A 15,616-nucleotide genomic window follows, 5' to 3' on the forward strand; every position below is an offset into this window, starting at 1 on the left:
AACGGCACCTTGTCGCGCGCGTGATTGAAGACAGTCTGAGAGATACAGATGCCGCCGGGTTCGGCGATGCTCTCGAGCCGGGCCGCAATGTTGACGCCGTCTCCAAAGATGTCATGGGCTTCGACGATGATATCGCCGATATTGAGCCCCACACGGAATAGAATGCGCCTGTCTTCCGCGTCGTCGCAGGTAAGTTCATTGATGCGGGACTGGAACTGCATGGCAGCCCGCACCGCTTCGACCGCACTTGGAAACTCGGCCAAAAACCCGTCGCCGGTGTTCTTCACGATGCGGCCGCCGTGCTGCGCAATTGCGGGCTCGACACCTCCGGCGAGGAGTGCCGTCAGCTTGGCGTGTGTCGCCTCTTCGTCATTGTGCATGAGCCGAGAATAGCCGGCCACGTCGGCGGCCAAGATCGCTGATAATCTACGCTCGACTCGGACCCGCTCTTGCACCATGGCCCGCACCAGACCAACCAACCCACCACACTCTACGACGGATCAGAGCGCAGCGCCAAACGCGCTTTAACGTCATGCGCTAAGTTGAAACGTCAACTGTGCTGACCCGGGGTGCGCCTGAATAGAGATCGAGTGCGGGCCGCCAATGTCGCCTTCTGGCCCTTCGCGACGACATTGGCCAGCCGTCAACATGTCGGCTGTGAGGGGAAGGCCGGACCTCATTGAGGCGCGGGCAAACCGAGGCGATTGACCCGAATGTATGGTCCGGCCGCACGTTGCAAGAGGTTTCGTCAACCTGTCAGATGCGGTCCTGCATCAATGTATCCGGCCTCTGATTGAAGCGTGCTGTGCTCCGGGCCATCATGGATATCAGCGCGCATTCGAGCTGATAGCGGACAGGCCTCGAACGGGCGTCCGGGGTTGGCTTGTTGGTATTGCCGTTTGCGTCCGGCGTCGGCTTGCTTGCTGCGTTTGCTGCGATCGTGCTCGGCATGGGTGTGCCGCCCGGATTGATTATGGCGCTTCCCGCTCAGGCGTTGCGACCTGAGGCGCGCGCGATCGGCATGGGCGTTTACTACACATGGTACTATGCAGCGATGGCAATCTTGCCAGCCGGGGCTGGACTCGCCCGCGACTACGCGGGAAGTGCCGCAGCGCCAATGGCTTTTGCTGCGGTAACGGTGCTCTTATGTGTCGTAGCTTTGATCCTTTTCCAAACCGCTCAGGGATCGCCTGAGCGATAACTTGGACCACGCCGGAAGGTCTGCTTTTGGCCCTTCTGTGACCTGCCGGTCTGACCAGACGTCCGGTTTGAGCAAAGAGCTGCCTTCCCCAAATTCGAGTTTTACCCTTAATGAACTGGATTGCGGACGTACGGCGCCCGGCCCTTTATCATTCCCAAACCCCGACAAGGAACGTAGAGGCATCTGAAAATGTTAGCCGCTGGGTTGATCTTGGGAGCGAGACGATGACCTGCCCGATATGAGCGGCCTTGGCGATCACTTGTTTGTCCGCATCGGCATTCGCCAAACTTGTATTGGCTCTCGTTATGGCCACAGCGGCGGCCGAACAGCATCGGGCGGACCCGCGACCACGCTGGTCCGGACAGTGACGCTTGTCGTGGCGCTAGCCATCACCCCCGTATGCGCCGTTGACATTGGTTTTCTTGCCGTGCCGGGGATCCCTGCGAAAGAGTTTCCCTCCCCTCGGCGTCCGGTTGCGGCGATCGCCAGCCTAAGCCGCTCCGCCCATGAGCACCGCGACCTCCTAAATGAGGCCGGCGAGGTCGCAGGTCTTCTTGAGTTGAGACCAGGCATGACGGTCGGTGATCTTGGCGCTGGCAGTGGCTACTACACCGTCCATGTCTCGCGGTTAGTCGGTTCGAAGGGCTTCATCATCGCCCAGGGCGTCAGGCGGGATTACCTCATCGAGCTCGGAAGGCGAACGGAAGAACTGAAGCTGACAAACGTCATATTCGCTCTGGGCGAGCCACACGACCCCCGTCTGCCCGCTTCCTCGCTGGATGCCGCCATTCTCGGGCACATGTATCATGAAATTGCCCAACCCTATGCCTTCCTCTACAATCTGGTGCCCGCTTTGAAGCCGGGCGCGCGGATCGGAGTTGTCGACTTCGAGCGTCCGACTTCAAAACACGGCACGCCGATTGAGCTACTGCGTTGCGAACTGTCCGCCGTTGGCTATGGCAAGATCGCCACATATCAGCTCGCAGGCGATGGCGGATACTTGGCGGTGTTCGTCCCACCGCAAGAAGCGTCTCGAAAATCACCCCGCGATATCGTTGCTTGTACGGATCGTACCGGCTCTCGCTGATTTTCGTTGCTGGAGACTGGTACGTATCCCCGATCGGTGTCGTGAATGAGAGATACCGATTTGAGAGTCTGAGGATGGTTTGAGCAATCGGTATTTCGCTCTTAGCCAATCCTATCTTCAAGCGCGTTTCGATGAGGATGCGTCAACGTCCCGTAACGGCGCCCGATTGCTCAACAGCCCCTTGCGTGGCGAGCGAATTCGCAAATGAGATGTTTTGAAAGCGTCGGCTAATGGCCGATGTCCACTTGCCAGGAAGAGACTCATGCACTGCACAAATTGCAGTTGAATGACAGTGCCCCTGCTCATGGCACTCACGTACTGGTAGTGGAGCCGTTCACAGGATGAAAACCTGACACCGACCTATGACCTGTTGAATCGCTTCGTTTCAAAAACGGGTTCAGCATGGAAAGCAGGACACTTCGAAACAAGTGCCAGACAGCACGTTGCCATTCTTCCCGTCAGCGGTGCCATCGGCGGGTTTAGAAGGAAATTTCGGTTGCCGACGCCTCGGGTGTTTGGGTGTTTTCGCTTCGGCGAGCTACTTCTCTCCCCGACTCTTGTTTTAGGCTCATGTACGTGATGAACGGTATTAGGTGAGCGTCAGGCGCGACGTAAATGGTGCAAGGTTACTTCCGGCGGGCAATTGAGGCGCACGGGAACGACGCTCGAGCCCGCACCAACGGAAGTATAGCCGGTCATATCGCCGTACTGCCAAGGCCCCGCCCCCATCCGTCTTGGCAGCACCGCCTCGAGCTTGATTGGAATGGATCCGGGGAGACAAATCTGACCGCCGTGGGTGTGTCCGCTCAGCATGAGATCAAAATTGGCATGGGCAGCCTGGCGATAAACCTCCGGTGTGTGAGACAACAAAATCGAGAATTGACCGCGGGGTATCGAGAGAGCGGCTTTTTCGATGTTATCCACTCTGTAGAAATGTGCATCGTCGATTCCCGCCAGATAGATCCGTTGATCCTTACGAACGATTGTTTCGCATTCATTGAGCAGCACGCGAATGCCCATGGCTTCGAGCCCCGGAACCATCTGAATCGTATCGTGGTTGCCGAGCACGGCGTAGATTGGCTGTTTCAGATGATTTCCCAATCGCGCGACACCATCCAGCGCGGGCTGGAAGGGCCCAAAAGTCCGCCCCCTATAATCGCCAGTCAGGACACACACATCGTACTGTATGCTGCCAACGAGCTCGATGAGTCTGTTCATGGCAACTTCATTCATATCCACGTGAAGGTCGCTAATGTGGAGAATGGTGAAGCCCTCAAAGAGGGGCGGTAATTTCTCGAACCTCAAGTCATTCCGCCTGACAAGAATGCGTTCTGCATTCTGGCGTGCACGCCAATAAAGCCCCGTTGCCCGCAGAACATTTCGAATGATCCACTCGGCCCAGGATGAGTTTTCAAGGTGAAAGAATGTGAGGCCCTGGCCAAACACCTGCGCTTCATGATCTCGCTCAATCCCCAATCGCTGCCGGGCGTGGAGTGGCCCGAGACGGATCTCGAGTTTGCGCAGAATGTCTTCGTCCACCAGCTAGCCCCCTTGATCGGCCTTCGGGTAGATATAGCGTATTCCCATGAGGCCAGCATCAGCCCGACCCTGGCGGATGCAACTATAAGCTAAGCTGAAGAAATGCAACTTGTGCATATTCTGCAATTGTTGGTTTTAATGACGTTGGCGAACGGCACACCGATCGTTGCGAAGAAGATTTTTGGCTCACGTTTTTCCTTTCCGCTGGATGCCGGCACCATATTTTTGATGGGCGGCCGTTGTTTGGGCCATCGAAGACCATCCGCGGTGTCTTGATTTCATTCCTCGTCACGACAGCAAGCGCCCCACTTATCGGTTTGGATCTGACGATTGGTGCAATCGTCGCGGTTGCGGCTATGGCCGGCGATTTGTTCTCCAGTTTCGTGAAGCGCCGCCTAAACTCTCCGCCTAGCAGCCAGGCACTCGGGCTCGATCAGATTCCCGAATCCGTATTTCCGATGCTGGCATGCCGCGGCGCACTTTCATTGACGATCGCAGACGTCGCGCTTGGCGTCGGGATCTTTTTTATTGGCGCGGTAATTCTGTCTCGTTTTCTATTCCGGGTCCACCTGCGCGACGAACCATATTAGCCCGCCGTTAGCCCGAACGAAGGCAGTGCAGGGCGATTTCTGGTGGACAGTTGAGGCGAACAGGAACGACGCTCGATCCAGCACCGACAGAGGTGTAGCCGGCCATGTCATGATACCGCCAAGCTCCTGCCCCCATCTGTCGAGGCAATACTGCATCAAGTATGATCGGAATAGATCCTGGCAGACAGATCTGCCCGCCGTGCGTATGCCCGCTCAGCAACAAATTAAAACCGGCATGAGCCGCCGGATGATAGATCTCCGGTGTGTGTGACAGTAAGATGGAGAACTCGCCAAACGGTATCTGCAACGCAGCCTTTTCGATATCGTCGGCCTTGAAGCAATGAGCGTCATCGATTCCGGCTAGATAGATTTGCTGATCGCCGCGCACGATCACCTCGCTCTCGTTAAGCAGTATATGTATTCCCATGGCTTCCAGCCCCGGAACCATTTGGATGGTATCGTGGTCGCCTAGAACCCCATAAACGGGCTCCTTTAGATGAGCTCGCACTCGTGCAACGCCGTTCAAGGTAGCCTCAAACGGTCCAAGATTCTTCCCCCGATAGTCCCCGGTTAGAACACATAGATCGTAGCGCATGTCGCCGACGAGTTCGATAAGGCGCTGCATGGCAGCTTCATTCATATCCACGTGCATGTCGCTAAGGTGGAGTATGGTGAAGCCGTCGAAAAGCTGTGGCAGCTCCTTGAACACAACATCATTCCGTTTGACGAGAATGCTTTCTGTATTTCGGCGTCCGCGCCAGTAGAGACCGGTCAACTTGAGTGCATTTCGGACGACAGAATGGACCGGATACCAGTTCTCTATGTGAAAGGAGAGAAGGCCGTGGCCGAAGATCTGTGCCTCATGAACCGTCTCGATAGCCAATCGCTGTCTCGCATGGAGCGGTCCGAGGCGCCCCTCCAATTTGTGTAGGATATCTTCGTCCATGGAACGAATTCCTCCGAATCGGCTCAACCTTCCATGGGCGCACCAGGGCTTGCCAACTCTTCAGGATATTCCTTTCGGCTGGCTGCTTGGCAGCACAAAGTCCAGGAAGATTTTCCGGCTTTTCTTATAAACCTGCTGGACGTGTGCAACTTCCTATTGTGCGTGTGGAACTTCGCTATGAGCTCAATGTCGCTTTGGGTCATGGCTCGCCGCACCTGCGCCCCAGGCGGGTGGCTTTTTGTATTTAATTCTGGAATTTTGCGTATGAACCAGGGGAACCGGTCCGGAAGGTCTGCTTCCAGACTTTTGACCGCCCCCCGTGGGAACCTCCCGCCTCATCGCGCAGAGCGCGCGCGTAGCACCGCCTGTCTCAGCGTCTCATCGTCAAGCTGGTGACGACGCTCCAATGCTGTGAGGCGCTCTCGCTCCGCGTTGCTGAGCTCACCCAACAGCAGCCAACCCTCTGGCCCTAATCTGCGAGCCATGCGGTTCTGAGTGACCTCAGTTGGTTCTTTTAGCCTGAAAAGCCCGCAGTCTCGCCTCGGCATCGGTCCACATTGATGAGTCTGAAGGTTCTGTTGAAGGTTCTATTGAAGGTTTAGGCCGCATAGCTGTGCGGCCTGGCTGGCGTTCTTGATGCGGTCTGGCCATGCCGCAATTCGACACGACATCTGCATCAATCGTTCGCGCTGCGACCTGGCAGTCGGTAGGAACGCCGTCCCGAACAGCGTCGAAAGACCTGATCTGTTCAATGAGGCGATCAGCCGCTTGAAGCAGGTTCACTGAAGGCGATCGCCGCTCGCCTCCCAAGCGTTGAGCAAACTCGCCATGGCTTGAACGTCGATTGCCCCGCTGAGCATTCGGCCTGGTATGAGGCGCACGAAACGAGCTGTGCTGGCGCAGCGAATCTTGGGATCTGGCCTCGCGAGCTGGCATGCTCAGTTGATAAACGAACGTTTGCCATTGGCCGCGACGTTTAGGTGGGCGTGTAATGGACAGAAACCCCGTCTTTAAGTTTCTTTGTATGACGACCAGCACGTCCGCCCAGGCCGCGGGTGTCCAGGCGACCAGTTCGCACCGATAGGCGGCTCGACCTTTGCGACACTGCTCGCTCTTGGAATTATCTTGTATGACCTTCCTCTGGCTCGCATTTTATGCCGCAGCTATCCACAAGGTGCGGAATGCACTTCAACGTCCTACCGTGCGTCGCCTCATAGAGGGCGTGACCGGAATGGTCCTGATTGCTTTGGGTTTGCGCATCGCCACCGAGCAGCGGTAGAGGGTACCAGCAGGTCGAGACGCGCGCGACGCCCTGGACGAAATCGACGACGCCTCGTCAGGCGTCGTCTTCCGCTCCGCATCCAGCGGCGTGGCAGCCGATCCAGACGTCAGGGATCAGCGTCCATGGAAGACAGCAGCACGTTTCTCCCGTTGCGCGCGGAAATATTCTTCGTGGTCGTCGCTCTGTGCTAGTCTGGCAAGTTCGGGGAACAGCGTCGCATAGGCCGCCTCCTGACCCTCGCTAAGCGCACGGTGCGCCGAATTCATCGTCGCACGAATGCCAAGCGGCGCTGCTGCGGAGATCTTGCGAGCGACCTCGATGGCGCGATCGAGTTGCTTTCCGGGCGGCGTCACGAATTGGACGAGACCCATTCGGTAAGCCTCGTCGGCGCCCCATTCGTCGCCCGTCAGCATGTAACGCATTGCATTCGCCCAGCCCGCTTCGCGGACAAACGTGATCGGCGCGCCACCGGCCGGGAAGTGGCCGCGGGTGACTTCAGGCTGTGCGAATACGGTATTGCTAGCGGCAACCCGGACATCGGCGGCGAGAAAAAGCTCGTGGCCTGCGCCTTGGCATTTGCCCTGCACGGCGACAACGAGGGGCTTCTCTCGCCGCGGCGGGATGGTGCCGACCGGATTTACGAACTGGGGAATTTCCGGGAAGCGGCCAGTCCGCAGGACCGGTGCCCAGCTGTCGGCGTCCAAGACGCCGCCGACAAAGTCGGGACCTTGGGAGTAGAGCACCGCAACACGCAGAGCGTCGTCGTGATCGAGCATGTACATCAAACGGCCCAAGCCGATAACACTCGACAGTTCGACACGGTCACCGTCCTGGCGAATGCCGATGCTGAGAATCGAGCCGTCCAGCCGTTCCACCCTGACGTTGCTCGGCATCGCTGCCTGGACGGTCGGAGCAGGCGGCTGGTTCTGCGCGAAGCTCGGGCCGGCCCCGAGGACCGTAGCGGTCGCGCCGGCAGCCAAAAACGCCCGGCGATGTAATCCCCCTGTATGCGTGCCGGAGAATTCCTCGGCCGGCTGCCGCGGATGAACTTGTTTCGATACGTCACTGCGATCGTTGGGTTCGCCAAGGCCGCCGGTCATTTGCGGGCTCCTCTTCTGTATGCTTCGCACGACGCAGAAGAGATATGATGGTTTTTCGCCAGCAACTATCCGAGATAACGTTCTCAGGGTGTGAAGCATAGCTTCACAATCGAACACGGCGGCGCTGTGCGCCCGTTGTCGCTAGCGCGATCCAACTCGCGCTGATCTTGGCTCTTTGGAACGGGCAACGGCAGGGAAAGCCTGCGATACTCTGCTTCGGTCCGCTCACAGCCGCCAGGTCCACGTAGCTCCGAAAGAAGTCGCACTGCATCCGGTCATTCTCAACCGCTATGATAGCAGGCCGGCTGAATGCCCTATTTGGGGAAAAGGCCTACCCAAACCGGTTGTGGGGGAAGGTGGTAGCGGGGGAGCGCTACCTACGTTCCCCCCGACACCTTTCTGGTGAGTTTATGGTGTCTGTGGCATAGCCCTGCTCAAGCCGCCTTTCCCCTGCGCAGGGCTTCGCAAAGGGTGAAAAGTGTAGGTAAATCAATGCTATTTGTCTGGTGTGTCTCCGTTCGTGTCCCAATCCGTTATCCCTGAAAATTTTTTCGGGATCAGCCCCTCCGCGAGCCTCCGCGCGAGGCGCAGAGCCCATCAGGAACCACAGCCCATCGTCTTGCGTAATCCCACCGTGCTCGGGCTGGGCTGCTAACTCTACCCAAGGCGTGATCGTATGCTCGGCTTGATGATACTGCTCGCGGCGGTTGGACTGGGTTTCATCGTTGGCTATGGGACCCGAGGCGTTATCTCGCGCAAACGACACGCGGAGCTTCTGGCCTATGCGCCCTATCTTCCGCCGCCACGTGTCCAGAGCAAGATGGGTAGTGATTCCGCTCTGCCGTTGAGCCCGCAGCCAACGGCGTCGATCATGATGAGGGCCGTATCATCGGTGGCGGACAGCGTCAGCTTTGCGCTTGCGCTGGATTTTGCCCTGGTGCTGTTGCTGATCCTGTTGCTGCCTAAGCCATGATGATGACCAAGCCCGGCGTGCGGGTCCGTCCGCCGATCCGCCCGGCCGTCATCTACCGGGGTTCCAAAACCCAGTAGTCCACTCCCTCACTACTCCGCGCTCTGCGGCAGGAAGGCCGCCAGCGCCAGCGCATTGGCCAGCTCCAGCCCCTCTGCAAGCCCGCCACGGGAGGCTGGGTCCAGCCGCGAACGCTTCCCCTGTCCAAAGGTTGTCCAGCCGCAGCAAGGGAGAGCCGGACAATGCGATACGTAGTTGTTACTGCGATTGGCGTACTGACCACCCTCACCACAACCCTGGGACCGGCAGTGGCCGATCCTTGGAAGGACGAAAGCGGCAAGGGCCGGTGGGGCTATGAGGATCGAGGCCCATTCCGCGCTTACGGTTACGACCGCGAATACAAACAGGAGAATTATCGCGGCCCCTGCAAGATCGAGCGCAAATGGGGCAAGCACGGGCGAGTACAAGGAAGAGACCAAGTGTAAGGGCTACCGGGATTGAGAAGGCACGGCGCTGACGGTGTTCCACCGACTATCAGTACATGACCCGCCCGCAAAAGATCACCTTCGGCCATATGCGGGCGATGGGCATCCGTGACGTGCTGGTCTACTGCGCCGACTACCGCTGCAGCCATCATGTCGAGGTGACTGCGTATCGATAGCCCGACGACGTCCGCCTGTCCGATCTCGAAACCTACTTGATGTGCGAGGTGTGCCGCAGACGGGGCGCGGAGGTGCGGCCGAAGTTTTTGCTCGGCCGACCGGCCCCTTCGCCTCCGCCCGCGCCCCCAGGCACAGATAGCAGGGGGCCGCCCTCGGCAGGTACGCCCTCAGCCCGAGGGGCCGTGGAGGCAAGTGGCCTTGCGAATAACCGGGGGACAAGCCCCATAAACCTCGCGCCGCTACCCTGCATCGTGCCACCGTGTACACTTTCGATTCGAGAACAAACTAGAAGAACCAGAATGGTGCAGCGGAAGCAATTCCTCGCCGCGCTTGGGCCGGGGCTTTTCAGATGCCGAAATTCAACGATCAAACCATAGAACTTCTCTTCGGTGCCGATGATGCTGAGAACGAAGACCCCAAACGCTTTGTCCAGTATTTCTATTACAATCGCGCTTACGAGTCGCTCACTGCCGACTTACCGATTCGGATTTTGGTTGGACACAAAGGAGTTGGAAAGAGCGCTTTGTTGAAGCGTGCCTTCCTTGAAGACTCCGAAACAAAGCAGCCCGCATTCTGGCTTCAATCAAGTGATCTTAATACATTCAAAGGAAAACCTCGATCAGACACCTCGGCTTAAGCTGACAATATTGAATGACTTTTATAGGACACTTGATGGAGGTCGCTACTTCAGCAGGCTGGCCGCTACTCTGTGTTACTTGGTCGGGTTCGCTCTTGTCCTCTTTCCATCATTACAAGCGTCCGTCCAAATTGCTGCGTCTCTTGTCAGATTCATTCACAGCGCTTCTTAGGCAAATGCGCTCAGGCTTCGGAGGCTCGAACTTCAACGCCTGCATCTGCCTCCGGCATTCGCGTTCGGCCGCAGTGCTTAGTCCAAATTCCTTGCTGGCCATGGCAGCGTATAAGATTGCCACATACAAGAAACCACGGCTTAGCATTCAGCATCGGTGTACTCACCCGATCGCCAGAACGCGACCAGGTCTTCCCGGTTGGCTTCCCAGTCCTCGCGCAGTGAAGATTCTGGAGCGTGGACTGGCATTCTTGAGGTTGCCGCCGTCCGACAGCAAGTGTGCTAGTGCGCCAAGCGCCTCTTGAGTTCGTTCCCGGTCTGGAACATGGCGCAGCAGAATGCGCCGAGCGTTGCACATTTACAACCCGCACAGCCATTCGAGATAGTAAGCTGTCGATCAGAACGATTGAAAGAAATTTCGTGTTTACTTCGATACGATCAGCGGGAACGCAAAATGTTTGATGTCTATCGCAATGACAAGCGCGACTTGCTTGTTCTAAGCAATGGCTCTGCAATACCCGTCGTTTGCTCTCGGAGTAAGTGGCGCAAGAGCAGAAAAAGAGTTCTCAAAGTCAGCGACGAGATCAAGTCAGCCGTTCAGAGACAGGGCTATTACGTTCGCAGCTTGCGGGTCACCAAGAAGGGAATGATTTAGTCCGCGTGGATCGGCGGCCGGGGGTTCTCTCTCTGCAACCTCTACAGCATCACCCACTAGCCAATTTTTCCTGGCTCACAGTGCTGTTGGATGTGCCACGAGAGCGACCGTTCTAGACGAAACGCCTAGTTGACCGCCTCGCGACTGTAAGGCGCGCACCAATCAAGGACCAATGAGCGCCTTCCAAACACCTTACTTAGGCGGCGGCTTGTCGTAGAGCGGTTTGCCTTTATCGACAATGTGCACGGTTAGAATTTTTACGGTCTTATCGCCAACAACCTTGAAAGCGCCGTGCGGCACCTCTCGAACATTGACCGAAGTGGTGCCTGTTGAGAAGGGTACTTGTTTGCCGTCCGGATAACGTGTCCTTTGACCCAATGGCCGCAGCGGTCGATTGGCTTGATGCCTACCGCAAAGCCGACATTATCTCGGCTCGACAATATCCAAACGTCCGGCGAAGGAACGCTAATCTCATACGTTGTGCGCGAAGGCTTGGTCAGCCATGGCCGATTTTGCGCCGTTGGTTCGGCTAACCGTAGAGCCCCGGATTTCCACATTTGGACAGGGGTGTTCTACTGCACGAACACTTCTTGGAGGTTGTTCGCATGTCACACGTTGGTACCGACTTCATTCTTGACCAATACGGGCAAGCTGTGGATGAGATCGTCGCCCATTGCGACGGTGATCTGTGGAGCGCTCTTAGGGCCTTGATGCTTGTCAATGAGCAGTTGGAGCAGAGACTTCTGCTGATGAGTGCAGAAGTCGGCGATCAGCTATGTCGTCATCCGCCGCAGAAGCGGGTGCACTAAGTTCGAACCAGCAGATTGACTAACAAATCACGTCGCGCCGCGGCTGTATTGGGAACCGATGCGCAACAAGGCGAGGGCCGAGTGCCTAGGAGCCCGGCGTCATAACCTCAGGAGCTGAAAACAGACTGTTCGCTACAATGCTTGCTTCTCGGGCCGGAAGAGATCGCCCGACTTTCGTCTGCCTACGAGCAGGCTCTGCGTACCATTGGCGTAGAAGATCGGAATTCCCACTGACCGAACTGATCGCCCAGAAGATCATTGAGATCGGCCAGACCGGCCTCAAAGACCCCGGCGCAAATCTGCATTCGGGCCGTCGAAGCGCTGGGCCCGCCGAAAGGGTAGTCACCTGATGGCCCTTCAATTCCACCGTGCCGTCGAGCATCTGGAAGTATGGAGCGCAAGCAGCAACGGCTTTTCTTTCGTGATCACTTACGAGAGCCCTAACGGTCCCGGGTTTCACGGACGCCCAGGCTATATGGCTTCATGGCGTCCACTCCGTGTGAGCAAAGGCGCGACCAAGATCGGCGGCTCGCCCTTCGATACATTCGCGCAGGCCGAGGAAGCCTGCAACGCCATGCTTATGCACCTCCAGACTCATCGCTAAAATGCTGCTCATCGGCGCAAACGTCGCAGAGTCATTTCCAGTCCCGAACACTGAGCTGCACCATAGAAAGACGCCTCCGGCAATCAGCCTGCAGGATGCCGCCCATTAGTGAATGGTTGACCTCACCAGGGCTGCCGATCGACGAAGAAGTGTATTCTCTTCGGCCTCCTGCACTCGGCCTCGAAGGATCTCCAGTTCGGCAAGCTGAGAAATGAGCGCCTGAGCGCGCTGGCACAGAACAACGCGGTCGTACACCCGATTGGGGTTACTCACTGCACGCTCCCTGATTTTTGAAGAGTTGGCCACACTTTGGGCTTCAGAGTGATTTCGTCCGCCGGATTGCAGATTTTCTCACGCGGCCAGATCATGCGAACTGGTCGAGCTGACGGCATTACATTCTTCGAAATAGGACGACAGCTCAAGCTCAGCTAGGTGCTCCCAGTATTCTGCTTCCGCGAGGAGCTTCCACTTCTTCATGCTATTGTACGCGGCATTTTGACGGCAGAGCGAACCCATCGCGCGCAAGCGTCGTACCTTCTCCACTGCGAACCTCCCCTTCGGCTTGTTTTACGCAAGCCTATTATTTCTGATGCGTCGAAGTCAAACTCTCGCAGATTGAGATTTGTGAGCGACAGTCCGGTGTTTGACGGTCGAATTGATGACAGCGCAATCGTCTTACTTTTCGTCTTTCGATTCGTGGAGCGTTGACGCCAGTGAAAGCTGAGCTCAGATCCGAGTCCTCCAAGCCCCCCAAAATCGAGGCGCTCTTTAGGAAGGTCACGGCTCCAGTCCCACAACTGGAGCCGTTTTTCTTTGTTCGCGAAATCAGCCATGCTGCGCTACAACACGCGTAGGTTCTCAAGCCGCAAGCGCACTCCGCTCCATTTCAATACTGCAACTAAATTTGTGAAGCAGCGCGCGTTGGACGATGGTTAGCTGTAGTCAGTCTGGGCCAAGTTACGTTTGATCCCGATCTATTGTGGCCCGGCGCATTGCACTAAAACGACCGCCTTCGGGCGGTCTTTTTCCGTCTCGTCGTCGGTATTCGCATCGTCCGGAAATCGCGGCAACCGATACGGATCATGTCAAAGGCCCCGACGCTATTACACGTCGGGGCCTTTCAAGATCATCAGGCCGGTTACCTCCGCCGTGCCTTACGATCTTTGGTACCTCGATTAACGCACCCGATCTGATGCAGAACGTGGCACGGCTGCGGCATCAGAGTGATCACATGAGGCACGAAAGCGCTCGGCCGCCAGCTCGCCTTTGCGCCACTCAGCCCGGCGTTTACGCACCTTCGCCAACACCTTACGCGCCTCCACGTCCCAGATAATCTTGTCGATCTCAGTCCAGCGTGCGCTTGATACGCAGCACGATGGACAGCACCATCAGAACGTCGCCATACGGCATCAGCAGGTCGCGCGCCGCGATATCGCAATGCGCGATGAAGCTCTCGACGGCATCCTCACTCTTGCAGAAGAGCAGCGCCAGTTCGCGGGCCTGACGCAGATCATCGACGGCAGACTGGCTATCGTCATCGCCCAACAGCATACGCTCAGCAGCCCGACCGGCTGCCAGCTCGATACAATGGATGCGATGGCCTCCCGAATATCCGAGGCATCGCCACGACCTTCCGCAAATGCCTCCTCGTGGCACCGGCGCTCTACCTGGCACGGCCCCGCGGCGAGACGTTCGTGCCGTTCCACGCGCGGATCGTGGCCGAGGAGAAATACCCGTTCGGCCGCGCGGTGCTGTCCGCGACGCTCAAATACGCCGGGGTGCTGCCCCAGCAGGTTGCCCGCCGGCAGAAGAAAAAGCATGTCGGCATAAAACGAAAAGTCGAAAATCGGGGGTGCACGGTCAAGGAAATGGGACGCAAAACGGCGGACTTCGGGAGATTGTAAGGGTACGAAAACGCACGAAAACGGTCCCAAGATACCGAAAATGCACCATTAAGCTTCGAGTTAGTCGTCTCTCAAGATCGATAATCGAAACAAAAAATAACGGTATTTCAAACAGTTGAGGCACCAACACTACTCCGCGGTCAAGAAAAAAATCGGGTATTATTAAGATGAGAACGAACGAAACGGCAGCTGATTACGAAGCAAGCCGCTCGCGAAGCGCGCTTCCACACAGTGCTGTAGCGAGCGAGCGGCTTGCGGGTGCGATCTTCGGGCCTCGCGCGAAGCTCGAAAGTCGAAAAATGGGGACACCTTAACCTGGAGTGTTCATCGTGCCGCGGACGGCTCGCCTCGCCGCCCCGAACCACCCCCATCATATCACCCATCGGGGTGTCGATCGTCAGCCCGTCTTCCACGACGATCAGGACTACCGGGACTATCTGCTGTTTCTTGGCGAGCTGACACGCCGCACAGCCACCGGGGTCTGGGCGTACTGCCTGATGCCCAATCATGTGCATCTAATACTCACCCCCTCCACGGCCGAAGGTCTCAGCCGCTCGGTCGCTGAAACGGCACGCCGGTTTGCCCGGACTAGCAACCGGCGGCGCTCCCGCCAGGGCCCTCTGTGGCAGAGCCGGTTTTACTCCGTCGCGCTCGACGAGCTGCATTTTCTGGAAGCCGCCCGCTATGTCCTGCTCAATCCCGTGCGCGCCCGGCTGGCCAGCCGGGTCGAACTCTGGCCCTGGAGCAGCTTCCGCGCACACCAGGCCGGCGCTGACGATCTCGTCGACACCGCACCGCTCGCCCAGCGCATCGGCACAGTTGATGCCTTCGTCGCCGTCGGGCTCCAACGCGACGTGTCCGATCGGATCAGGGCGGCCACGCGCACCGGTCGTCCCCTTGGCAATAAGACCTTCTCCGACACGATCGCCCGCGCGCATGGTGTCACGCTTCCAGCGCGTGGACGAGGGCGGCCCTCGCAACGAGACCGCCCGGGCCATGAATCGAACTCCAGTGCGGCGCGCCCGGACTGTGGCCGACATCTAAATCCTTGCGCTTATAATTGACTGGCGACCGCTCATGGCCGGCGCGCCAAGGAGGCGCCGGCGACGCAGCTTATCCGCCTTTCGCGAAAATCCCTCTTGACCCTGCGGCGTTGATCTCGGCCGACAACGAGACGGACTGGTCTGCCATCACGCCGATGCTGCCGAATAAGCCGCGCGGCGTGCCACGAGTGAATGCCCGTAGCTCCAGGCCCGTCTTCCCGTTCGCGTATGCGTTTTTATGGAAGAACTCGACCAGCGGCAAACCGAGCCAAGGTGAAAGATTCTGAGCTGATCGAATTGCCTGCCCTAGCTCCCATGTGAGGCCACGCAGCCGCACCTCAAGTGCAGTTCCGCACATGAGTAGCTTACTAAGGAGCGCACTCAGCTAAATTGCGAGCTGTCGCGAATCTATAGCA

General features: G+C 57.7%; 16 protein-coding genes and 1 pseudogene. 11 read left to right on the forward strand and 6 right to left on the reverse strand.

Annotation, left to right across the window (positions count from 1 at the left end; translation table 11 throughout):
* On the reverse strand, nt 1–458 hold a 458-nt coding region (locus tag CWO91_RS11220; protein WP_130213565.1), incomplete at its 3' end, for an adenylate/guanylate cyclase domain-containing protein.
* A gap of 425 nt (nt 459–883) precedes the next feature.
* Between CWO91_RS11220 and CWO91_RS11225 the strand changes: the two genes are divergently transcribed.
* Together CWO91_RS11225 and CWO91_RS11230 are read left to right on the forward strand one after the other, a co-directional pair.
* On the forward strand, nt 884–1,201 hold the full coding sequence (locus CWO91_RS11225) for a hypothetical protein (protein ID WP_130213514.1): 318 nt from the start codon (nt 884–886) through the stop codon (nt 1,199–1,201).
* Nucleotides 1,202–1,439: 238 nt separating this feature from the next.
* A complete protein-coding gene (locus tag CWO91_RS11230) occupies nt 1,440–2,288 on the forward strand; it encodes a class I SAM-dependent methyltransferase (protein ID WP_130213515.1) in 849 nt (282 codons plus the stop codon).
* Between the two features lie 600 nt (nt 2,289–2,888).
* Here CWO91_RS11230 and CWO91_RS11235 read toward each other — a convergent pair.
* Nucleotides 2,889–3,827, reverse strand: a complete 939-nt coding sequence (locus CWO91_RS11235; RefSeq protein WP_130213516.1) for a metallophosphoesterase — start codon at nt 3,825–3,827, stop codon at nt 2,889–2,891.
* A 272-nt stretch (nt 3,828–4,099) separates the two neighbouring features.
* Between CWO91_RS11235 and CWO91_RS11240 the strand changes: the two genes are divergently transcribed.
* Nucleotides 4,100–4,417, forward strand: coding sequence for a CDP-archaeol synthase (locus CWO91_RS11240; protein ID WP_245471213.1), 318 nt, complete (start codon nt 4,100–4,102; stop codon nt 4,415–4,417).
* Between the two features lie 7 nt (nt 4,418–4,424).
* Here the strand turns inward: CWO91_RS11240 and CWO91_RS11245 are convergent, their stop codons facing one another.
* Nucleotides 4,425–5,363, reverse strand: a complete 939-nt coding sequence (locus CWO91_RS11245; RefSeq protein ID WP_130213517.1) for a metallophosphoesterase — start codon at nt 5,361–5,363, stop codon at nt 4,425–4,427.
* 1,129 nt (nt 5,364–6,492) lie between these two features.
* Here CWO91_RS11245 and CWO91_RS42850 point away from each other — a divergent pair.
* The gene (locus tag CWO91_RS42850; RefSeq protein WP_165405358.1) at nt 6,493–6,642 is read left to right on the forward strand and encodes a hypothetical protein; all 150 of its coding nucleotides are present in this window, start codon (nt 6,493–6,495) and stop codon (nt 6,640–6,642) included.
* 116 nt (nt 6,643–6,758) lie between these two features.
* Here CWO91_RS42850 and CWO91_RS11250 read toward each other — a convergent pair whose 3' ends face one another.
* On the reverse strand, nt 6,759–7,745 hold the full coding sequence (locus tag CWO91_RS11250; RefSeq protein WP_165405359.1) for an enoyl-CoA hydratase-related protein: 987 nt from the start codon (nt 7,743–7,745) through the stop codon (nt 6,759–6,761).
* A 676-nt stretch (nt 7,746–8,421) separates the two neighbouring features.
* Between CWO91_RS11250 and CWO91_RS11255 the strand changes: the two genes are divergently transcribed.
* The 5 genes and pseudogenes from CWO91_RS11255 (at nt 8,422) to CWO91_RS11285 (ending at nt 11,649) form a co-directional block, all read left to right on the forward strand.
* Entirely contained in the window at nt 8,422–8,718 is a 297-nt protein-coding gene (locus CWO91_RS11255) for a hypothetical protein (protein WP_130213519.1), read from the forward strand.
* 239 nt (nt 8,719–8,957) lie between these two features.
* A pseudogene (locus CWO91_RS11260) lies at nt 8,958–9,216 on the forward strand (hypothetical protein).
* A 510-nt stretch (nt 9,217–9,726) separates the two neighbouring features.
* The gene (locus CWO91_RS11270) at nt 9,727–10,014 is read left to right on the forward strand and encodes a hypothetical protein (protein WP_130213520.1); all 288 of its coding nucleotides are present in this window, start codon (nt 9,727–9,729) and stop codon (nt 10,012–10,014) included.
* 625 nt (nt 10,015–10,639) lie between these two features.
* Nucleotides 10,640–10,840, forward strand: coding sequence for a hypothetical protein (locus CWO91_RS44195; protein WP_091898337.1), 201 nt, complete (start codon nt 10,640–10,642; stop codon nt 10,838–10,840).
* A 605-nt stretch (nt 10,841–11,445) separates the two neighbouring features.
* The gene (locus tag CWO91_RS11285) at nt 11,446–11,649 is read left to right on the forward strand and encodes a hypothetical protein (protein ID WP_130213521.1); all 204 of its coding nucleotides are present in this window, start codon (nt 11,446–11,448) and stop codon (nt 11,647–11,649) included.
* A 955-nt stretch (nt 11,650–12,604) separates the two neighbouring features.
* On the opposite strand, the gene CWO91_RS11295 is transcribed toward CWO91_RS11285, so the two are convergent.
* Nucleotides 12,605–12,796, reverse strand: coding sequence for a hypothetical protein (locus tag CWO91_RS11295; protein ID WP_130213523.1), 192 nt, complete (start codon nt 12,794–12,796; stop codon nt 12,605–12,607).
* 801 nt (nt 12,797–13,597) lie between these two features.
* On the reverse strand, nt 13,598–13,798 hold the full coding sequence (locus tag CWO91_RS42855; RefSeq protein WP_165405360.1) for a hypothetical protein: 201 nt from the start codon (nt 13,796–13,798) through the stop codon (nt 13,598–13,600).
* A 104-nt stretch (nt 13,799–13,902) separates the two neighbouring features.
* Between CWO91_RS42855 and CWO91_RS11305 the strand changes: the two genes are divergently transcribed.
* Nucleotides 13,903–14,157 (forward strand): hypothetical protein, encoded by a 255-nt coding sequence (locus tag CWO91_RS11305; RefSeq protein WP_130213524.1) that lies wholly within the window; start codon nt 13,903–13,905, stop codon nt 14,155–14,157.
* Nucleotides 14,158–14,477: 320 nt separating this feature from the next.
* Entirely contained in the window at nt 14,478–15,221 is a 744-nt protein-coding gene (locus CWO91_RS11310) for an REP-associated tyrosine transposase (RefSeq protein WP_130213525.1), read from the forward strand.
* Nucleotides 15,222–15,616 lie beyond the last annotated feature (395 nt).

The sequence above is a fragment of the Bradyrhizobium genosp. SA-3 genome, from assembly GCF_004212635.1.
Lineage (GTDB): Bacteria > Pseudomonadota > Alphaproteobacteria > Rhizobiales > Xanthobacteraceae > Bradyrhizobium.